13 protein-coding genes are annotated in these 15,293 nt (G+C 72.7%); all 13 read right to left on the bottom strand.

What is annotated here, in order from left to right:
* Position 1 precedes the first annotated feature (1 nt).
* Positions 2-1,027, bottom strand: coding sequence for an ADP-ribosylglycohydrolase family protein (locus ACLJPL_RS27770; protein WP_411083672.1), 1,026 nt, complete (start codon positions 1,025-1,027; stop codon positions 2-4).
* 67 nt (positions 1,028-1,094) lie between these two features.
* Positions 1,095-1,874: an NUDIX hydrolase gene (locus ACLJPL_RS27765; RefSeq protein WP_411083671.1), complete on the bottom strand. Its 780-nt coding sequence runs from the start codon at positions 1,872-1,874 to the stop codon at positions 1,095-1,097.
* Positions 1,871-2,950: an AAA family ATPase gene (locus ACLJPL_RS27760; RefSeq protein WP_411083670.1), complete on the bottom strand. Its 1,080-nt coding sequence runs from the start codon at positions 2,948-2,950 to the stop codon at positions 1,871-1,873. The genes ACLJPL_RS27765 and ACLJPL_RS27760 overlap by 4 nt, the downstream gene beginning before the upstream one ends.
* Positions 2,947-3,603 (bottom strand): nicotinamide riboside transporter PnuC, encoded by a 657-nt coding sequence (gene pnuC / locus ACLJPL_RS27755; protein ID WP_411083669.1) that lies wholly within the window; start codon positions 3,601-3,603, stop codon positions 2,947-2,949. Before pnuC ends, ACLJPL_RS27760 begins: the two co-directional genes overlap by 4 nt.
* 125 nt (positions 3,604-3,728) lie before the next feature.
* Complete coding sequence (locus tag ACLJPL_RS27750) at positions 3,729-5,123, bottom strand: pseudouridine synthase (RefSeq protein ID WP_411083668.1); 1,395 nt, start codon at positions 5,121-5,123, stop codon at positions 3,729-3,731.
* Positions 5,123-5,779, bottom strand: coding sequence for an SMC-Scp complex subunit ScpB (scpB, locus tag ACLJPL_RS27745; RefSeq protein WP_380991531.1), 657 nt, complete (start codon positions 5,777-5,779; stop codon positions 5,123-5,125). The genes ACLJPL_RS27750 and scpB overlap by 1 nt, the downstream gene beginning before the upstream one ends.
* The gene (locus tag ACLJPL_RS27740) at positions 5,776-6,843 is read right to left on the bottom strand and encodes a segregation/condensation protein A (protein WP_411083667.1); all 1,068 of its coding nucleotides are present in this window, start codon (positions 6,841-6,843) and stop codon (positions 5,776-5,778) included. The genes scpB and ACLJPL_RS27740 overlap by 4 nt, the downstream gene beginning before the upstream one ends.
* Before the next feature lie 77 nt (positions 6,844-6,920).
* Positions 6,921-7,511 carry a hypothetical protein gene (locus ACLJPL_RS27735; RefSeq protein WP_411083796.1) on the bottom strand — a complete coding sequence of 197 codons (591 nt, stop codon included), beginning with the start codon at positions 7,509-7,511 and terminating at the stop codon, positions 6,921-6,923.
* Positions 7,508-8,626, bottom strand: coding sequence for a ParA family protein (locus tag ACLJPL_RS27730; protein WP_411083666.1), 1,119 nt, complete (start codon positions 8,624-8,626; stop codon positions 7,508-7,510). Before ACLJPL_RS27730 ends, ACLJPL_RS27735 begins: the two co-directional genes overlap by 4 nt.
* A gap of 368 nt (positions 8,627-8,994) precedes the next feature.
* Complete coding sequence (gene ald, locus ACLJPL_RS27725; protein ID WP_411083795.1) at positions 8,995-10,110, bottom strand: alanine dehydrogenase; 1,116 nt, start codon at positions 10,108-10,110, stop codon at positions 8,995-8,997.
* 143 nt (positions 10,111-10,253) lie between these two features.
* On the bottom strand, positions 10,254-12,398 hold the full coding sequence (locus tag ACLJPL_RS27720; RefSeq protein ID WP_411083665.1) for a tetratricopeptide repeat protein: 2,145 nt from the start codon (positions 12,396-12,398) through the stop codon (positions 10,254-10,256).
* 280 nt (positions 12,399-12,678) lie between these two features.
* A complete protein-coding gene (locus ACLJPL_RS27715; RefSeq protein WP_411083664.1) occupies positions 12,679-13,305 on the bottom strand; it encodes an NUDIX domain-containing protein in 627 nt (208 codons plus the stop codon).
* Between the two features lie 91 nt (positions 13,306-13,396).
* Positions 13,397-15,052: a CTP synthase gene (locus ACLJPL_RS27710; RefSeq protein ID WP_411083663.1), complete on the bottom strand. Its 1,656-nt coding sequence runs from the start codon at positions 15,050-15,052 to the stop codon at positions 13,397-13,399.
* Positions 15,053-15,293 lie beyond the last annotated feature (241 nt).

The raw sequence follows: 15,293 nt of genomic DNA, 5'->3' as shown, positions 1-15,293 counted from the left end.
CTCAAGCATCCCAGAGCGCCCCCAGGGACAGCAGGTCGCTGCGGTACTCGATGCGCTCCGACCACTCCTGGGGCCAGGCCCCCGCGCCCAGGTGGGCCCCGGCGAAGGCCCCCGCCAGGCAGGCGATCGAGTCGGAGTCGCCCCGGGTGCAGGCGGCCCGGCGCAGGGCGGTGAGCGGGTCCTCGGGGAAGAGCAGGAAGCAGTGCAGGGCGGTGGCGAGGGCTTCCTCCGCGATCCAGCCGTCGCCGGTCCGCTCGCACGGGTCGGTCTCCGGCGACGGGGTGCGCAGGGCCTCCTGGACGGCGGCCAGGGCGTGTCGGCACTCGTCCCAGCCGCGGCTGATGAACGCCTCGGGCGAGACGTCCCCGGCGTAGCGCCACAGGTCTCCGAGCCAACGGGTGTGGTAGCGGCCGCTGTTCTCGTACGCGTAACTGCGCAACTGCCCGATCAGGCCGAGCGGTTCGGCTCCCTGGGCGAGCAGATGGACCGCGCGGGCGGTCAGGTCGGACGCGGCCAGGGCGGTGGGGTGGCCGTGGGTGAGGGCGGCCTGGAGCTGGGCGGCTCCGGCGCGCTGTTCGTCGCTGAGGCCGGGGACGAGGCCGATGGGCGCGACCCGCATGTTGGCCCCGCAGCCCTTGGAGCGGGTCTGGCTCGCCTCCTGCCAGACCGGGACGACTTCGAGCAGCCGGCAGGCGGTGAGGCAGGTGTTGCCGGGGGCGCGGTTGTTGTCCGGCGAGTGGTACCAGGCGGCGAACTCCCGCCGCACCGGCTCCACCATGCGTTCCGGGGTGAGCAGTCCGCTGTCCATGGCGGTGCGGATGCCCCGGCCCAGCGCGATCGTCATCTGGGTGTCGTCGGTCACGATGGCGGGGGTCGGCAGCTCCATCCCCCGCCAGGGGCCGCACGTGGCGAGGATCGAGGGCACGTCGTTGAACTCGGTGGGGAAGCCCAGCGCGTCGCCGAGCGCGAGCCCGGTCAGCGAGCCGGTGGCCGCCTGCTTGGTCAGTCTTCGGGTGGCGATGGTCATGGCGTTCGTCCTTCCGGGCGCGGGCGCGAGAGAGGTGGATCGGCGGGGCCGGGAGAGCCTTCGACGGTTACGGGGCCGGGCTCGGCGGCTCCGGCGGCGGCGGGCGCAGCAGCGGCGGGTGCAGGGCCGTGGCTCCGCCCGCCCGGTACAGCGCGGCCGGTTTGCCCCGGCCGCCCGTGCGGCGCGGCGGCCGGTCGACGAGCTGGACGAAGCCGGGCGCGTTCAGGACCTTGCGCCGGAAGTTGGGGCGGTCCAGCTCGACGCCCCACACCGTCTCGTAGACCTGCTGGAGCTCGCCGAGGGTGAACTCGGCGGGACAGAACTCCGTGGCCAGGCAGGTGTATTCGAGCTTGGCCCCGATCCGGTCGCGGGCGTCCGCCAGGATCCGGTCGTGGTCGAAGGCCAGGTTCCGGTCGTGGTCGTGGTCGAAGGCCGGCGGGCCGGTGGAGCCCGCGTCGCGCCACCGGGCGCTCGCCGCGTCGCCGCCGCCGCGCGGTTCGGGCAGGTCCGGCAGGAGTGCGGCGTACGCGACGGAGACGACCCGCATCCTCGGGTCGCGGTCCGGGGCGGTGTAGGTGCGCAGCTGCTCCAGGTGCAGGGCGTCCACGGCGTCCGGGCCGAGTCCGGTCTCCTCCGCCAGCTCGCGGCGGGCCGCCTCGTCGGCGGACTCGCGGGGCAGGACGAAGCCGCCCGGCAGCGCCCAGCGCCCCCGGAACGGGTCCTGCCCGCGTTCGACGAGCAGCACGTGCAGCGCGCCGTCCCGGACGGTGAAGACCGCGAGGTCGACGGCGACCGCGAACGGCCAGAAGGCGTGCGGGTCGTACCCCTCGGGCACGCCGGCGCTCATCGCTTCTCCGTGAGGGGCGCGGCGAAGTCCCAGCCGGTGGCGAGGAGTTCGTCCACGGCGGCGACGGACCGCGCGAGACGGGCCTCGGGCGGGCCGGTGATCTCGACGAACCGCCTTCCCGTGCGGGTGAGTTCGGCGCGGAAGCGGTCGGTCATCCAGGGCCGCAGCTCCTCGCCGTCCCGCAGCCTGTCGTCCTCGAAGGCGACGCCCTCGTGGTCGGTGAGCAGCCACAGGTGGTGCGCGGCCTTGTCCGCGATCTCCTCGACGAGCGGGTTGCGCCCGCCGACGTACCGCTCGTGCCAGACGGTGGTGGCGAAGGAGTCCGTGTCGCAGAAGAGCACCGGGGAGCCGGTGCGGGCGGCGGCCTCCTCCCGCTCGTTCTGGGCCCGCGCGATGGCGGGGAAGTCGTCGGTGGTGAACGTGACGTCCTCCCAGGCGGCCCCGGGCCACTCCTCGCGCAGGGCGGCGAGCTTGCGCTCGCTGTACTCGCGCCCGTACTCGGCGACGTACCCCGTCCGCGCCCAGACCCCGCCGCGTGCCCGGTAGTGGTCGGTGAGCGCCCGCGCCAGGGTGGTGGTGCCGGTGGACTCCGCGCCGAGGACCACGACGCGGCGGGCGAGGGCGGCCCGCACGGGCGGCCGGAGGAAGTCCCAGCAGCCGGCCGGGTCGGTGCGCACGGCCGTGCCGGAGACCGGGAAGAGGGTGCGGTCGGGGTCGACGAGGACGGAGGCCGCCCCGAAACGGCGGCCGAGCTCCTCCCCGTACGCCTCCGAGGTGAACACCGCGTCCACCCGCTCCGGCACGGCGGCGGTGAAGACCGCCATATGGGCGTCCCAGACCGCCGGATCCCGCACGTCCATGTGCGTGTCGTCGACCGCGCCCACCACCGTGACGTCCGGGTGCACTTCGCGCATCCAGGCGACCCGGTCCGCGAGCGGGACCGACTCCACGGAGGCGGCGCAGACCAGCACGGTCAGCCGTTCGCAGTGGTCCTGGGCGCTCCGGACGAGGTGGTGGTGGCCGGCGTGCGGCGGGTAGAACTTGCCGAGGACCAGGCCGTGTTCGTAACGCTTCATACCGTGGCCACCTCCTGTGTACGGGAGTCGCGGGCCGTCAGGTCGCGGTGCCAGTTGCGCAGGCCGACGACGCAGAGCGCGAGGAACCCCGCGTACAGCAGCGAGGTCAGATACAGCCCCTTGTGCGCGTACAGCGGGATGTAGACCAGGTCGGCGGCGATCCACAGCCACCAGGACTCCAGCCGCTTGCGGCACTGCCCGTACGTCGCCATCAGCGACAGCGAGGTCGTGGCCGCGTCCCAGAACGGGACGGTGGAGTCGGTGGCCCGGGTGAGCAGCAGGGTGAGCCCGGCGGTCCCCACCACCCCCGCCGCGAGCAGCCAGGTCCATTCGGTGCGGGTCGTCCTGCGCACCGGAAGGACGGAGGAGCCTGGTCCACCCCCGTGGGTCCAGGTCCACCAGCCGTACGCGGCGAGGGTGATGAAGACGATCTGGAGGCCGGCGTCGGCGTACAGGCCGGCCTGGGCGAACAGCAGGATGAAGAAGACGTTGTTGGCGATGCCGATCGGCCAGTTGGCGATGTGCTGGCGGGCCACCAGCCAGACGCACAGCGCCCCGCTGCCGAATCCCAGGACCTCGGTCCAGCTGACCGGGGTGTCCAGGACGGTCACCAGGGGCTGCTGCAGGGGATCGAGCACGTCCGCGAGGCTCACGGGCCCGCCTCCTTCTTTATGGTCACTCTGACTATAAAGGGTGTGCGGGGGCGGCAAAAGGCCCGCGGCCGGTTCTGGTCGAACTTTCCGAACAGCTACCGGCCGCGGGCCTCGGGGAAGAGCTTCTAGAGACCGACCTCGCGCATCAGCATGCCGACCTCGGTGTTGGTGAGGCGGCGCAGCCAGCCGGACTTCTGGTCGCCGAGCGGGATCGGCCCGAAGGACGTCCGCACCAGGCGCTCGACCGGGAAGCCGGCCTCGGCCAGCATCCGGCGCACGATGTGCTTGCGGCCCTCGTGGAGGGTCACCTCGACCAGGTAGTTCTTGCCGGTGTTCTCGACGACGCGGAAGTGGTCGGCACGGGCGTAGCCGTCCTCCAGCTGGATGCCGTCCTTGAGCCGCTTGCCGAGGTCGCGCGGCAGGGGGCCCTGGATGGCGGCCAGGTAGGTCTTCTTCACGCCGTACTTCGGGTGCGTGAGGCGGTGGGCCAGCTCACCGTGGTTGGTGAGCATGATGATGCCCTCCGTCTCGGTGTCGAGCCGGCCGACGTGGAACAGCCGCGTCTCACGGTTGGTCACGTAGTCGCCGAGGCACTGCCGGCCGTCCGGGTCCTCCATCGAGGAGACGACGCCCGCGGGCTTGTTCAGCGCGAAGAACAGGTAGGACTGCGCGGCCACGGTCAGGCCGTCGACCTTGATCTCGTCCTGGTGGACGTCGACGCGCATGCCCTGCTCGACGACGATCTCGCCGTTGACCTCGACGCGGGACTGCTCGATCAGCTCCTCGCACGCGCGGCGCGAGCCCATGCCGGCCCGGGCCAGGACCTTCTGCAGCCGCTCGCCCTCCTGCTCGGCGCCCGGGTGGGTCTTGGGGAGGTTGATCTCGGGCTTGTTCGCGTACCGGTCGCGGTTGCGCTGCTCGATCTTGGCGTCCAGCTCGCGGGGGCGCGAAGGGCTGCCACCGCGCCGGAAGCCACCGCCGCGGTTGCCGCCCTGTGCGGGCTTCGGGCCGCCCTTGGCGCCGCCGCGGGCCGCCGAGCCGCGGCCCTTGCGGGGGCCGTCCTGCTCGGTACGGGCGCCGGGGGCGTCGTTGCCCACGTCGTAGCGGCGCTCCTCGGGGCGGGGACGGCGGGGGCGCTGCTCCTGCTCGTCACGGCCGCCCTGGTAGCTCGGACGCCCGTCCTGGGAGCTGGGGCGTCCGCCCTGGCTGGAGGGACGGCCGCTCTGGCCGCCGGGACGACCGCCCTGACCGCCGCCGCGCCCGCCCTGACCGCCGGTGGGACGACCGCCCTGGCCGGAGGGGCGGCCGCCCGGGGCTCCGGGCCGCCCGCCCTGGCCGCTGCCGCCGCGTCCGCCGCCGCCCTGGCCGCCGGGACGACCGCCCTGGCCGCCGCCCTGACCCTGGCCCTGGCGGAAGGAGCCGCCGCCGCTGCGGCCGCCACTGCCCGCGCCGCCGCCGCTCCGGGGGTTCCGGCCGCTGCCGCCGCTGCCGCTTCCGCTGTTCCTGCCACTGCTTCGCATCAAAATTCCGTCTTGTCGTCTGCGTGAGTATCCGGGGTGTCCGGTGCGTCCGGATCGAACGACGGCACACCCTCTAGCGTCTCAGCCTCGATCGCGTCCGCCTCCGGGAGGAAGGGCGCGAGTTCCGGGAGCTCGTCCAGGCCGCGCAGGCCCATTCGCTCCAGAAAGTAGTTCGTCGTCCTGTACAGGATCGCACCTGTTTCGGGTTCCGCGCCCGCCTCCGCCACCAGCCCCCTCTGGAGCAGGGTCCGCATGACGCCGTCGCAGTTCACTCCGCGTACCGCCGAGACCCGCGAACGGCTCACCGGCTGCCGGTAGGCGACCACCGCCAGCGTCTCCAGCGCGGCCTGGGTCAGCCGGGCGTGCTGGCCGTCCAGGACGAAGCCCTCGACGGCCGCCGCGTACTCTGGGCGGGTGTAGAAGCGCCAGCCGCCCGCCACCAGCCTGAGGTCGAAGCCCCGGCGCTGCACGGTGTACTCGTCGGCCAGCTCCCGCAGCGCGTCCGCCACGGCCCTGCGGGGCCGCTGGAGCACCTTGGCCAGCTGGTCGACGGTCGCGGGCTCGTCGACGACCATGAGGACCGCCTCCAGGGCGGGCTTCAGGTCGAGCGAGGCGACGGCGCCCGTGTCGTCCCCCAGGGTCGGCTGCTCGCTCATTCCCGTACGTCCTCCTCCTGCTCGGCCGTCCCGTTCAGCTCCCGGTCGAACTCGTCCGTCACCACCGGCTCCGCGTCCGCCCCGCCGCACCAGGCCACCATCAGGTCGCCCAGCGCCTCGTCCTGGTCCAGGGTGACGGCCTTCTCCCGGTACAGCTCCAGCAGGGCCAGGAAGCGGGCGACCACGGTGAGGGTGTCCGGGGCGTCCTCGGTGAGGGCCCGGAAGCTCACCGCCGCCCCGGCCTCGCGCAGCCGCCCCGCCACGATGCCCGCCTGCTCCCGCACGCTGACCAGCGGGGCGTGGATGTGGTCGACGTACACCTGGGGCCTGGGCCTCGGCCGCATCGCCTTGACCGCGAGCTTCGCGAACCCCTCGGGCCCGATGCTGATGACGACCTCGGGCAGCAGCTCGGCGTGGTGGTCCTCCAGGCCGACGGTACGGGGGTGGCTGCGGGCCTCGGACTCCAGGCGGCCCTGGAAGATCTCCGCGATCTGCTTGTACGCCCGGTACTGGAGCAGCCGCGCGAAGAGCAGGTCCCGCGCCTCCAGCAGCGCGAGGTCCGCCTCGTCCTCCACCTCGGCGGCGGGGAGCAGCCGGGCGGCCTTCAGGTCGAGCAGGGTGGCGGCGACCACGAGGAACTCGGTGGTCTGGTCGAGGTCCCAGTCCGGGCCCATGGCGCGGATGTACGCCATGAACTCGTCGGTGACCTTCGAGAGCGCGACCTCGGTCACGTCCAGCTTGTGCTTGGAGATCAGCTGGAGGAGGAGGTCGAAGGGGCCCTCGAAGTTCACCAGCCGGACGGTGAAGCGCTTGTCGTCGGCTTCGGGCTCCGGCTGGGCCTTCGGCTCCGGTACGGGCTCCGCCTCCGGTACGGACTGCGCCTGCGGTACGGGAACGGGATCCGGTACGGGAACGGCTTCCCACTCCCGTACGGGCTCCGGCTCGGCCTGTACGGGTCCCGGCTCGGCTCGTACCGCCTCCGGCTCGGCCGGTGCCGCCACCGCTCCCGGACCTCGCCCCAGGGCGCGGCGGCGCGAGGCGGCGGGGTCGTCGGGCGTGGGCATGGTGGTCCAGGGGTGGGGCGCGGACGGGCCCCGCCGGTCGGCGGGTCCCACCCGGCAGGCTACCGGCGGTGCGCCGGTCAGCGGCCGCGCAGCCGCCGTACGAGGATGCTCGCGTCGCCCCGGGACTCCAGGTCGGCCAGGACCACCGCCACCGCCTCGCGGACGATGCGGCCCCGGTCGACGGCGAGGCCGTGTTCGCCGCGCAGGACGAGCCGGGCATGTTCCAGGTCCATCAGCTCCTCGGCGGAGACGTAGACCGTGATCTTCTCGTCGTGGCGCTCACGGCCGCTGGGACGCCGGTTCGCGCCGCGTCCGCCGCCGCGCCTGCGCTGCTGCTGGACGGCCGGGGACTGCTCCGCCGGGGACGACCCGGTCGCGGGCCGCTCGCCGGACGGGGCGGGCGCGGAGGAGGCAGCGGCGGCCTGGGCCTGGCGGTCGCTCTCGCCGCCCCGGCCGCGCTGGTCGCCGCCGTCCATGTCGGCGGAGGCGTGCTCCTCGCGGCCCTCGGCGGGAGCGCCGCCCTGGCCGGAGGGATCGCTCTCCCCCGCCGGTGCGGGCACCCGTGGCTCGCCGTTCGCCTTGCGTCGCCGGTCCGCCGGGGAGGAGGACTGGAGGCCCATCCCTCCCCCGGTGGTGCGGAACAGTTCGTCGGCCCCCGGCAGACTCACTCGGCGTGACACCGGGCGAGCACCTCCCTGGCGAGCTGGCGATAGGCGGCTGCGCCGACCGAGTTGGAGGCGTACGTGGTGATGGGCTCACCGGCGACCGTGGTCTCCGGGAAGCGGACCGTACGCCCGATGACCGTGTGGTAGACGTGCTCGTCGAAAGCCTCGACGACGCGCGCCAGGACCTCGCGGCTGTGCACCGTACGGGAGTCGTACATGGTGGCGAGGATGCCGTCGAGCTCCAGCTCCGGGTTCAGCCGCTCCTGGACCTTCTCGATGGTCTCGGTGAGCAGCGCCACCCCGCGCAGCGCGAAGAACTCGCACTCCAGCGGCACTATGACCTTGTGAGCGGCCGTCAGGGCGTTCACGGTGAGCAGGCCCAGCGAGGGCTGGCAGTCGATCACGATGTAGTCGTAGTCGGCCATCAGCGGCTTCAGGGCGCGCTGGAGCGTGGACTCGCGGGCCACCTCGCTGACGAGCTGCACCTCGGCCGCCGACAGGTCGATGTTGCTCGGCAGCAGGTCCATGTTGGGGACGGCGGTCTTGAGCAGGACCTCGTCGGCCGCCATGCCCCGCTCCATGAGCAGGTTGTAGACGGTGAGGTCGAGCTCCATCGGGTTGACCCCGAGACCGACCGAGAGGGCGCCCTGCGGGTCGAAGTCGACGAGCAGGACGCGGCGTCCGTACTCGGCGAGCGCGGCGCCCAGGTTGATGGTCGACGTGGTCTTGCCGACGCCGCCCTTCTGGTTGCACATCGCGATGATCTTCGCGGGGCCGTGGTCGGTCAGGGGGCCCGGGATCGGGAAGTACGGCAGGGGCCGCCCGGTCGGGCCGATGCGCTCGCGGCGCTGGCGCGCGGCGTCGGGCGCGAGCGTGGCCGCGTACTCCGGATCGGGCTCGTACTCGGCGTCGGGGTCGTAGAAGTGCCCCTCGGGCACCTCGGCGAAGTCGGCGAAGCGGTCGGTGTTCCGGCTGCTCTCGTTGCCGGCCGTGGCGTTCACGTGTAGGCCGTCCATCATCTGGGGGGCTGTCGTCATGTGCTGTTGGGTGGCGAAGGTGCGGACAGCGACGGAGCCGACAGCCTCGAGCCCGATCGGGCTCAGACCCCGTGCAGGCATCCCTGGTTGACCACCCCCGGGAGTAATTGTCGACTCATTCACAAGTCGTCTTACCTCCTTGGACGTGACCAGGAAACTTATCGATAGGTCAGCGTGGCACCATGCCGACGATTGGCGACTCTATGGCGTGCCACCCGTCCGCAGCAACACAATCCGCCGGACCCGGCCCGATGTGTCGGCAATCGAACACCTCGCTGTCAAGGGTGCACACCGACCAAGCCGCACATTTCGCCGCCGCGCGAAACGGGTAAAGGGTTACGTTCGAGGCGAGTTGCGCAAGGGCCTCGAAGGGCCCGACACACGTCCGGCCGGACCTTGCTCGGCAAGGTCCGGCCGGAGTCCCGATGTTGACGGGAGGTGTTGACCCGTCAGCCGAGCAGGGCGCTCAGCTCGACGTGCGGGAGGCCGTGCGCCTCGGCCACCTCGCGGTAAACGACCTGGCCCTCATGGGTGTTGAGGCCCTTGGCGAGTGCGGCGTCGCGGCGCAGGGCGTCGGCCCAGCCGCGGTTCGCCAGCTCCACGATGTACGGCAGCGTCGCGTTGGTGAGCGCGTACGTGGAGGTGTTCGGGACCGCGCCGGGCATGTTGGCGACGCAGTAGAAGACCGAGTCGTGGACCTGGAAGGTCGGCTCGGCGTGGGTGGTCGGGTGCGAGTCCTCGAAGCAACCGCCCTGATCGATTGCAATGTCGACAAGTACACTTCCGGGCTTCATCTTGGCGACGAGCTCGTTGGTGACCAGCTTCGGGGCCTTGGCTCCGGGGATCAGGACCGCGCCGATGACGAGGTCGGCCTCGACGACGGCCTTCTCCAGCTCGAAGGCGTTGGAGACGACGGTCTGCACCTTGGTGCCGAAGATCCTGTCGGCCTCGCGCAGCTTGTTGACGTCGCGGTCGAGCAGCGTGACGTGGAAGCCGAGGCCCACGGCGATCTGCGTGGCGTTCCAGCCGGAGACGCCGCCGCCGATGACCACGGCGCGGCCGGCGTGGGTGCCGGGGACGCCGCCGGGGAGCACGCCGCGGCCGCCGACCGAGCGCATCAGGTGGTACGCGCCGACCTGCGGGGCCAGGCGGCCCGCGACCTCGGACATCGGGGCGAGCAGCGGGAGCGCGCGGTTCGCGGTCTCGACCGTCTCGTAGGCGATGGCGGTGGTGCCGGAGGCCAGCAGCGCGTCGGTGCAGTCACGGGAGGCGGCGAGGTGCAGGTACGTGAAGAGGGTCTGGTCCTTGCGGAGGCGGTGGTACTCCTCGGCGACCGGCTCCTTGACCTTGAGCAGCAGGTCGGCGGCGGCCCAGACCTCGTCGGCGGTGTCCAGGATCTGCGCGCCGGCGGCGACGTACTCCTGGTCCGGGATGGACGAGCCGACGCCGGCGTTCCGCTCGATGACGACCTGGTGGCCGTGGCGGACGAGCTCATGCACTCCGGCGGGGGTGATCGCCACCCGGAACTCGTTGTTCTTGACTTCGCGGGGGATGCCGACCTTCACGTCGATCACGGTCCTTGGCTCGGAGGGTAATCCGGGCACCATGGTGCAGACCCGGACATACACAGCGTAAATGGAGACGCCACGAAGGAACGCGGCAGAGCCAGTCTAATGAAGGACTTCGCGCTGTCTAGCCTTACAAAGCATTAACTTTCTGTCGAAGCACTGCGGATTTCGTAGGCAGAAGCCTCCTCACCCAGCAATCTATCGGCGGCGGCCCGGTGCAGCCGGGCGGCCGCGGGATCGCCCAGCCGGTCCAGGGTGTCGGCCAGCCGGAGCTGGAGCGCCGCCTGAAGCCGCACGTCATCGGCGCGACGGGCCAGCTCGGCGGCCTCCCGGCAGGTGTGCAGCGAGTCGTGCGGCCGCCCCGCGTACTCCTGCACCCGGGCCGCCTCGCTGAGCGCCCGCGCCTGGGCCGCGAGGTCCCCGAGCCTGCGGTGGCCCGCTGCCGCCGCCCGCCAGTTCCGCAGCGCCTCGCCGTACCGCCCGGCGTACGTGTGGACCGCGCCGAGCCGCCCGTAGAGCCGCGCCTCGTCCGCCCGCTCCCCCTGGGTGAGGCGCTGGGCGAGCGCCCGGCCGTACCAGTCGGAGGCCCGGTGGTAGTCGCCGAGCTCCGCGTACGTACCGCCTACGGATTCCATCGCGCGGCCCGTCGCGTACAGGTCGCCGGCGGCCCGTCCGGCGTCCAGCGCGGCCCGGTAGCGGGTCAGGGCGTCCCGGGTGCGGCCGGTGCGCGCGTCCAGGTCCGCGAGGTTCAGCAGGGCCGCCGCCTGCTCCCGGGGCAGGTTCCGGCGGAGCGCCACGTCCAGGACCAGGCCGTGCAGCCCGTAGAGCTCGGGGGCGGCGGCCTCGGTGCCCCGGTGCGCGGCCAGCGCCCGCACCAGGGCCGCGACCAGGCGGCGGGCCAGGGTGTCCAGCTCGCCGTCCGCCACGGCGAGCCGGGCGGAGGCGAGCAGGGCGGGCCGGCGCAGCCACAGCCAGACGCCCGCCTCGTCCGCGTTCGGGAAGCGCAGGGAGCGGGGCAGCCCGGCGAGCCTGCGGTGGGCGGTGGAGCCCTCCGGTTCGGTGACCGCCCGGCACGCCTGGAGCCGGCGCACGGTGCGCTCCAGCATCCGGGCGCGGGCGAGCTGGATCTCGGCGGGGCGGTCCCGGTCCTCCAGGAGGTCCCGCAGCAGCGGGGCGAGGCAGCCGGGGATGCCGTACTGGGGGTGGGCCGCGCCGTCCGTGCGCAGCAGCCCGAGCCTCACGAAGTCGTCCAGCGTCGACTGCGCGGCCGAGACCGAGCAGCCGGCCAGGGCGGAGGCGGTGTGGGCGTCCGCGAGCCCGGCGGGCGCGAGCGCCAGAAGGCGCAGTATCCGGGCGGCGGCCTGCGGGAGGGAGTCGTGGACGAGTTGGAAGGCGCGGGCCAGCGGGCGCGCTCCGGCTGGCTGCTGCTCGCCGGATTCGGGCAGTTCGTGCAGCTGCTTGGCGAGGTCCGCGACGGAGGCCATGGGGTGGGTGGCGAGCCAGCCGCCGACCAGGGCGAGGGCCGCGGGCTGCCCCCCGCACGCCTCGGCCAGGCTCTCGGCGGTGCGCGGGTCGACGGTGATGCGGACCTGGCCGATGGCGCGGGCGAGGAGCCGTACGGCCGCGCCCGCCTCCAGTCCGCCGAGGGTGCAGGGGCGGACGTCGGGGATTCCGGTCAGCGGGCCGGTCGCGGTGGCGACGACCAGGCAGTCGGGGTTCTCCGGGAGCAGCGGGTCGACCTGTTCGGCGTCGGCCGCGTCGTCGAGCAGCAGGACGAGACGGCGTACGGCGAGGGCTTCGCGGACCATCTCGGACAGCTCGTCCTGGTCGGCCCCGGGCGGGGCGGCGATGCCGAGGAGGCCGAGGAGTTCGCCCGCGGTGCGTTCGGTGGGGACGCGGTCGCCGCCGGGTTCGGTGAGGCCGACCCGGAGCACCCCGTCCGGGTAGTCGCCGGAGCCCGTACCGGGAACGGCCCAGGGCAGCGCGCCCGTTCCGGTCTCCGGCCCGGAGGCGTCGGCCGGGGCCGGGCCCGTGCCGGTGAGGGCGCCCGCGAGTTCGGCGGCGAGCGCGCTGCGGCCGGAGCCGGGGCGGCCCGCGACGAGGAGGACCCGGGCGCGGGGGGTCTTGCGGCCGGCCAGGGTGTCGAGCCCGGCGCGTTCGATGTCCGCCCGCAGGGCCTTCAACTCGCGTTCCCGGCCGAAGAACCGGGGCGGGGCGGCGCCGGGCGGCTCCTCGGTCCCCGCAGCTTCGGCCGGGCCGCTGGTGTCCACCGCCTGATCGGTCACGAGCCACGCTCCACTTCGCTGCACGCGGTGCCCGCCGGAACTCCGGACGGGGCCTTTCGAGCGTAGTTCAGCGGTGGTGTGGATCACTGCGGAGCGGGGCGGGGCAGTGGAGAACATCCCCCGATCGGATCAGCATTTCTGATGATTGTCCGACCGGGATGGGGAGGGATGGCGGGTGCGGGGAACGGCGGCGGACGGGCCGTCAGACGTTCGAAGCCTGAACCGGCCGGTCCGCCGGACTTCCGACGACCGGACGGTCAGGCTTCGAACGGCCGGACCGTCAGGCTTCGAACGGCCGGGCCGGCCACGGCGCCTCGGCCGGCCGCAGCGAGTCGACGCCGTCGCCCGCGAGGACGGCGGTGAGCGCGAGCGCCCCGACGACCAGGCAGTTGTTGTGCAGGTCGCCCGCGATCACCGAGCGCACCAGCTCGGGCAGCGGGACGCGCGCCTGCTCCATGTCCGCCTCCTCCTCGGCGACCGCGAACCGCTCGCCCTCCGCGTCGGAGAGGCCCCGGGCGAGGAAGATCCGCACGGCCTCGTCGCAGCCGCCGGGCGTGGTGTAGACGTCGGTCAGCACCCGCCAGTCCTCGGCCTTGACGTGCGCTTCCTCGTACAGCTCGCGCTGGGCGGCGTGCAGGGGGTTCTCACCGGGGACGTCGAGCAGCCCGGCGGGGATCTCCCACAGCCGCTGGCGGACCGGGTGGCGGTACTGGCGTACGACGATGACCTGGTCGTCCTCGTCGATCGCGAGGATCGCCACGGAGCCGGGGTGGACCTGGTAGTCGCGGCCGTGGACGGCGCCGTCCGGCATCACCACCTGGTCGGTGCGGACGCTGGTCTTGTTGCCGGTGAAGGGGGTGACGGTCGCGGTGACCTCCCACTCCTCGGGCGTGTCCTGGATACCCATGTGCGTCCTCCTGCGTACCGCGTACAAAAACGAGCGACCGGGGCACGCATCCGTGAAGATCCATGCCCCGGTCAACCGTAATGCCTCCGCGTTACCCGCCCGCGCCGACCTTGCGCGCGACGGCCGCCCTCACCAGGCCCGCGAAGAGCGGGTGGGGGCGGGTCGGGCGGGACCGGAGCTCCGGGTGGGCCTGGGTGGCGACCAGGTAGGGGTGCACCTCGCGCGGGTACTCGACGTACTCGACGAGCTTGTTGTCCGGGGAGGTGCCGGAGAACACCAGTCCGGCCTTCTTCTCCAGCTCGCCGCGGTAGGCGTTGTTGACCTCGTAGCGGTGGCGGTGGCGCTCCTCCACATAGGGCTCGCCGGCGTACGCCTCGCGCACGAGGGAGCCCTCGGCGAGCTTGGCCGGGTAGAGGCCGAGCCGCATGGTGCCGCCGAGGTCGCCCGCGCCCTCGACGTAGGCGAGCTGCTCCTCCATGGTCGAGATGACCGGGTGGGAGGTGGCGGCGTCGAACTCGGTGGAGTTGGCGTCGGGGATCTCGGCCAGCGAGCGGGCCGCCTCGATCACGATGCACTGGAGGCCCAGGCACAGGCCGAGCAGCGGCACCTTGTTCTCGCGGGCGTAGCGGATCGCGCCGACCTTGCCGTCGACGCCGCGCTCGCCGAAGCCGCCGGGGATGCAGATCGCGTCGACGTCGCCCAGCTGCTCGGCGGCGCCCGCCGCGGTCCGGCAGTCGTCGGAGGTGACCCACTTGACGGTGACCCGGGCCTTGTTGGCGAAGCCGCCGGCGCGGATGGCCTCGATGACCGAGAGGTAGGCGTCGGGCAGGTCGATGTACTTGCCGACCAGCGCGACGGTGACCTCGTGGTCGGGGTTGTGGACGCGGTCCAGCAGGTCGTCCCAGGTGGTCCAGTCGACGTCCCGGAAGGGCAGGTCCAGCTTGCGCACGACGTAGGCGTCCAGGCCCTCGGTGTGCAGCACCTTGGGGATGTCGTAGATCGACTTGGCGTCGATGGCGGCGACGACCGCGGCCTCGTCCACGTCGCACATCAGCGAGATCTTGCGCTTGATGGAGGTCGGGACGTCGCGGTCGGCGCGCAGCACGATCGCGTCCGGCTGAATACCGATGTTGCGCAGAGCGGCGACGGAGTGCTGGGTGGGCTTGGTCTTCAGCTCGCCGGAGGGGCCGATGTAGGGCAGCAGCGAGATGTGCACGACGAAGACGTTGTCGCGGCCGACCTCGTGGCGGACCTGGCGCACGGTCTCCAGGAACGGCAGCGACTCGATGTCGCCGACCGTGCCGCCGACCTCGGTGATGACGACGTCCACGTCGTCGGTGGCCATGCGGCGGATGCGGTGCTTGATCTCGTTGGTGATGTGCGGGATGACCTGGACGGTGTCGCCCAGATACTCGCCGCGCCGCTCCTTGGCGATGACCTGCGAGTACACCTGGCCGGTCGTCACGTTGGCGGAGCCGTCGAGGTCGACGTCGAGGAAGCGCTCGTAGTGGCCGATGTCCAGGTCGGTCTCCGCGCCGTCGTTGGTGACGAACACCTCGCCGTGCTGGAAGGGGTTCATCGTGCCGGGGTCGACGTTGAGGTAGGGGTCGAGCTTCTGCATGGTGACCCGCAGGCCCCGTGCCTTGAGCAGGGCACCCAGGCTGGAGGCAGTCAGACCCTTGCCGAGGGAGGAGGCGACACCCCCGGTGACGAAGATGTGCTTGGTCGTCGTGGATGTGGGCTGCATAGCCAAAGGGGGCTCCCGTGGTCGCGATTCTGAGGTGCGTACCGGCCGCCCGTCCGGGGGTTCCGGGGGCGCCGTCGCTGCGGTTCGGGGGCCTCGTACGCTGTCCGAGACGACCACCGGTCCACGGGCTACCAGGGTAACAGCGACGTGGGGAGGCTGCTTCCGGCCACACCCTGCACAGGGGGGTCACACCATCCCCCCAGTGATTTCACGTCCCACCCGATCAGCTCAGAGATGTTGC

Source organism: Streptomyces sp. cmx-18-6 (assembly GCF_046548915.1).
Lineage (GTDB): Bacteria > Actinomycetota > Actinomycetes > Streptomycetales > Streptomycetaceae > Streptomyces.
Note: the sequence above shows the minus strand (reverse complement) of the source record. Positions and strands in the feature narration are given on the sequence as shown.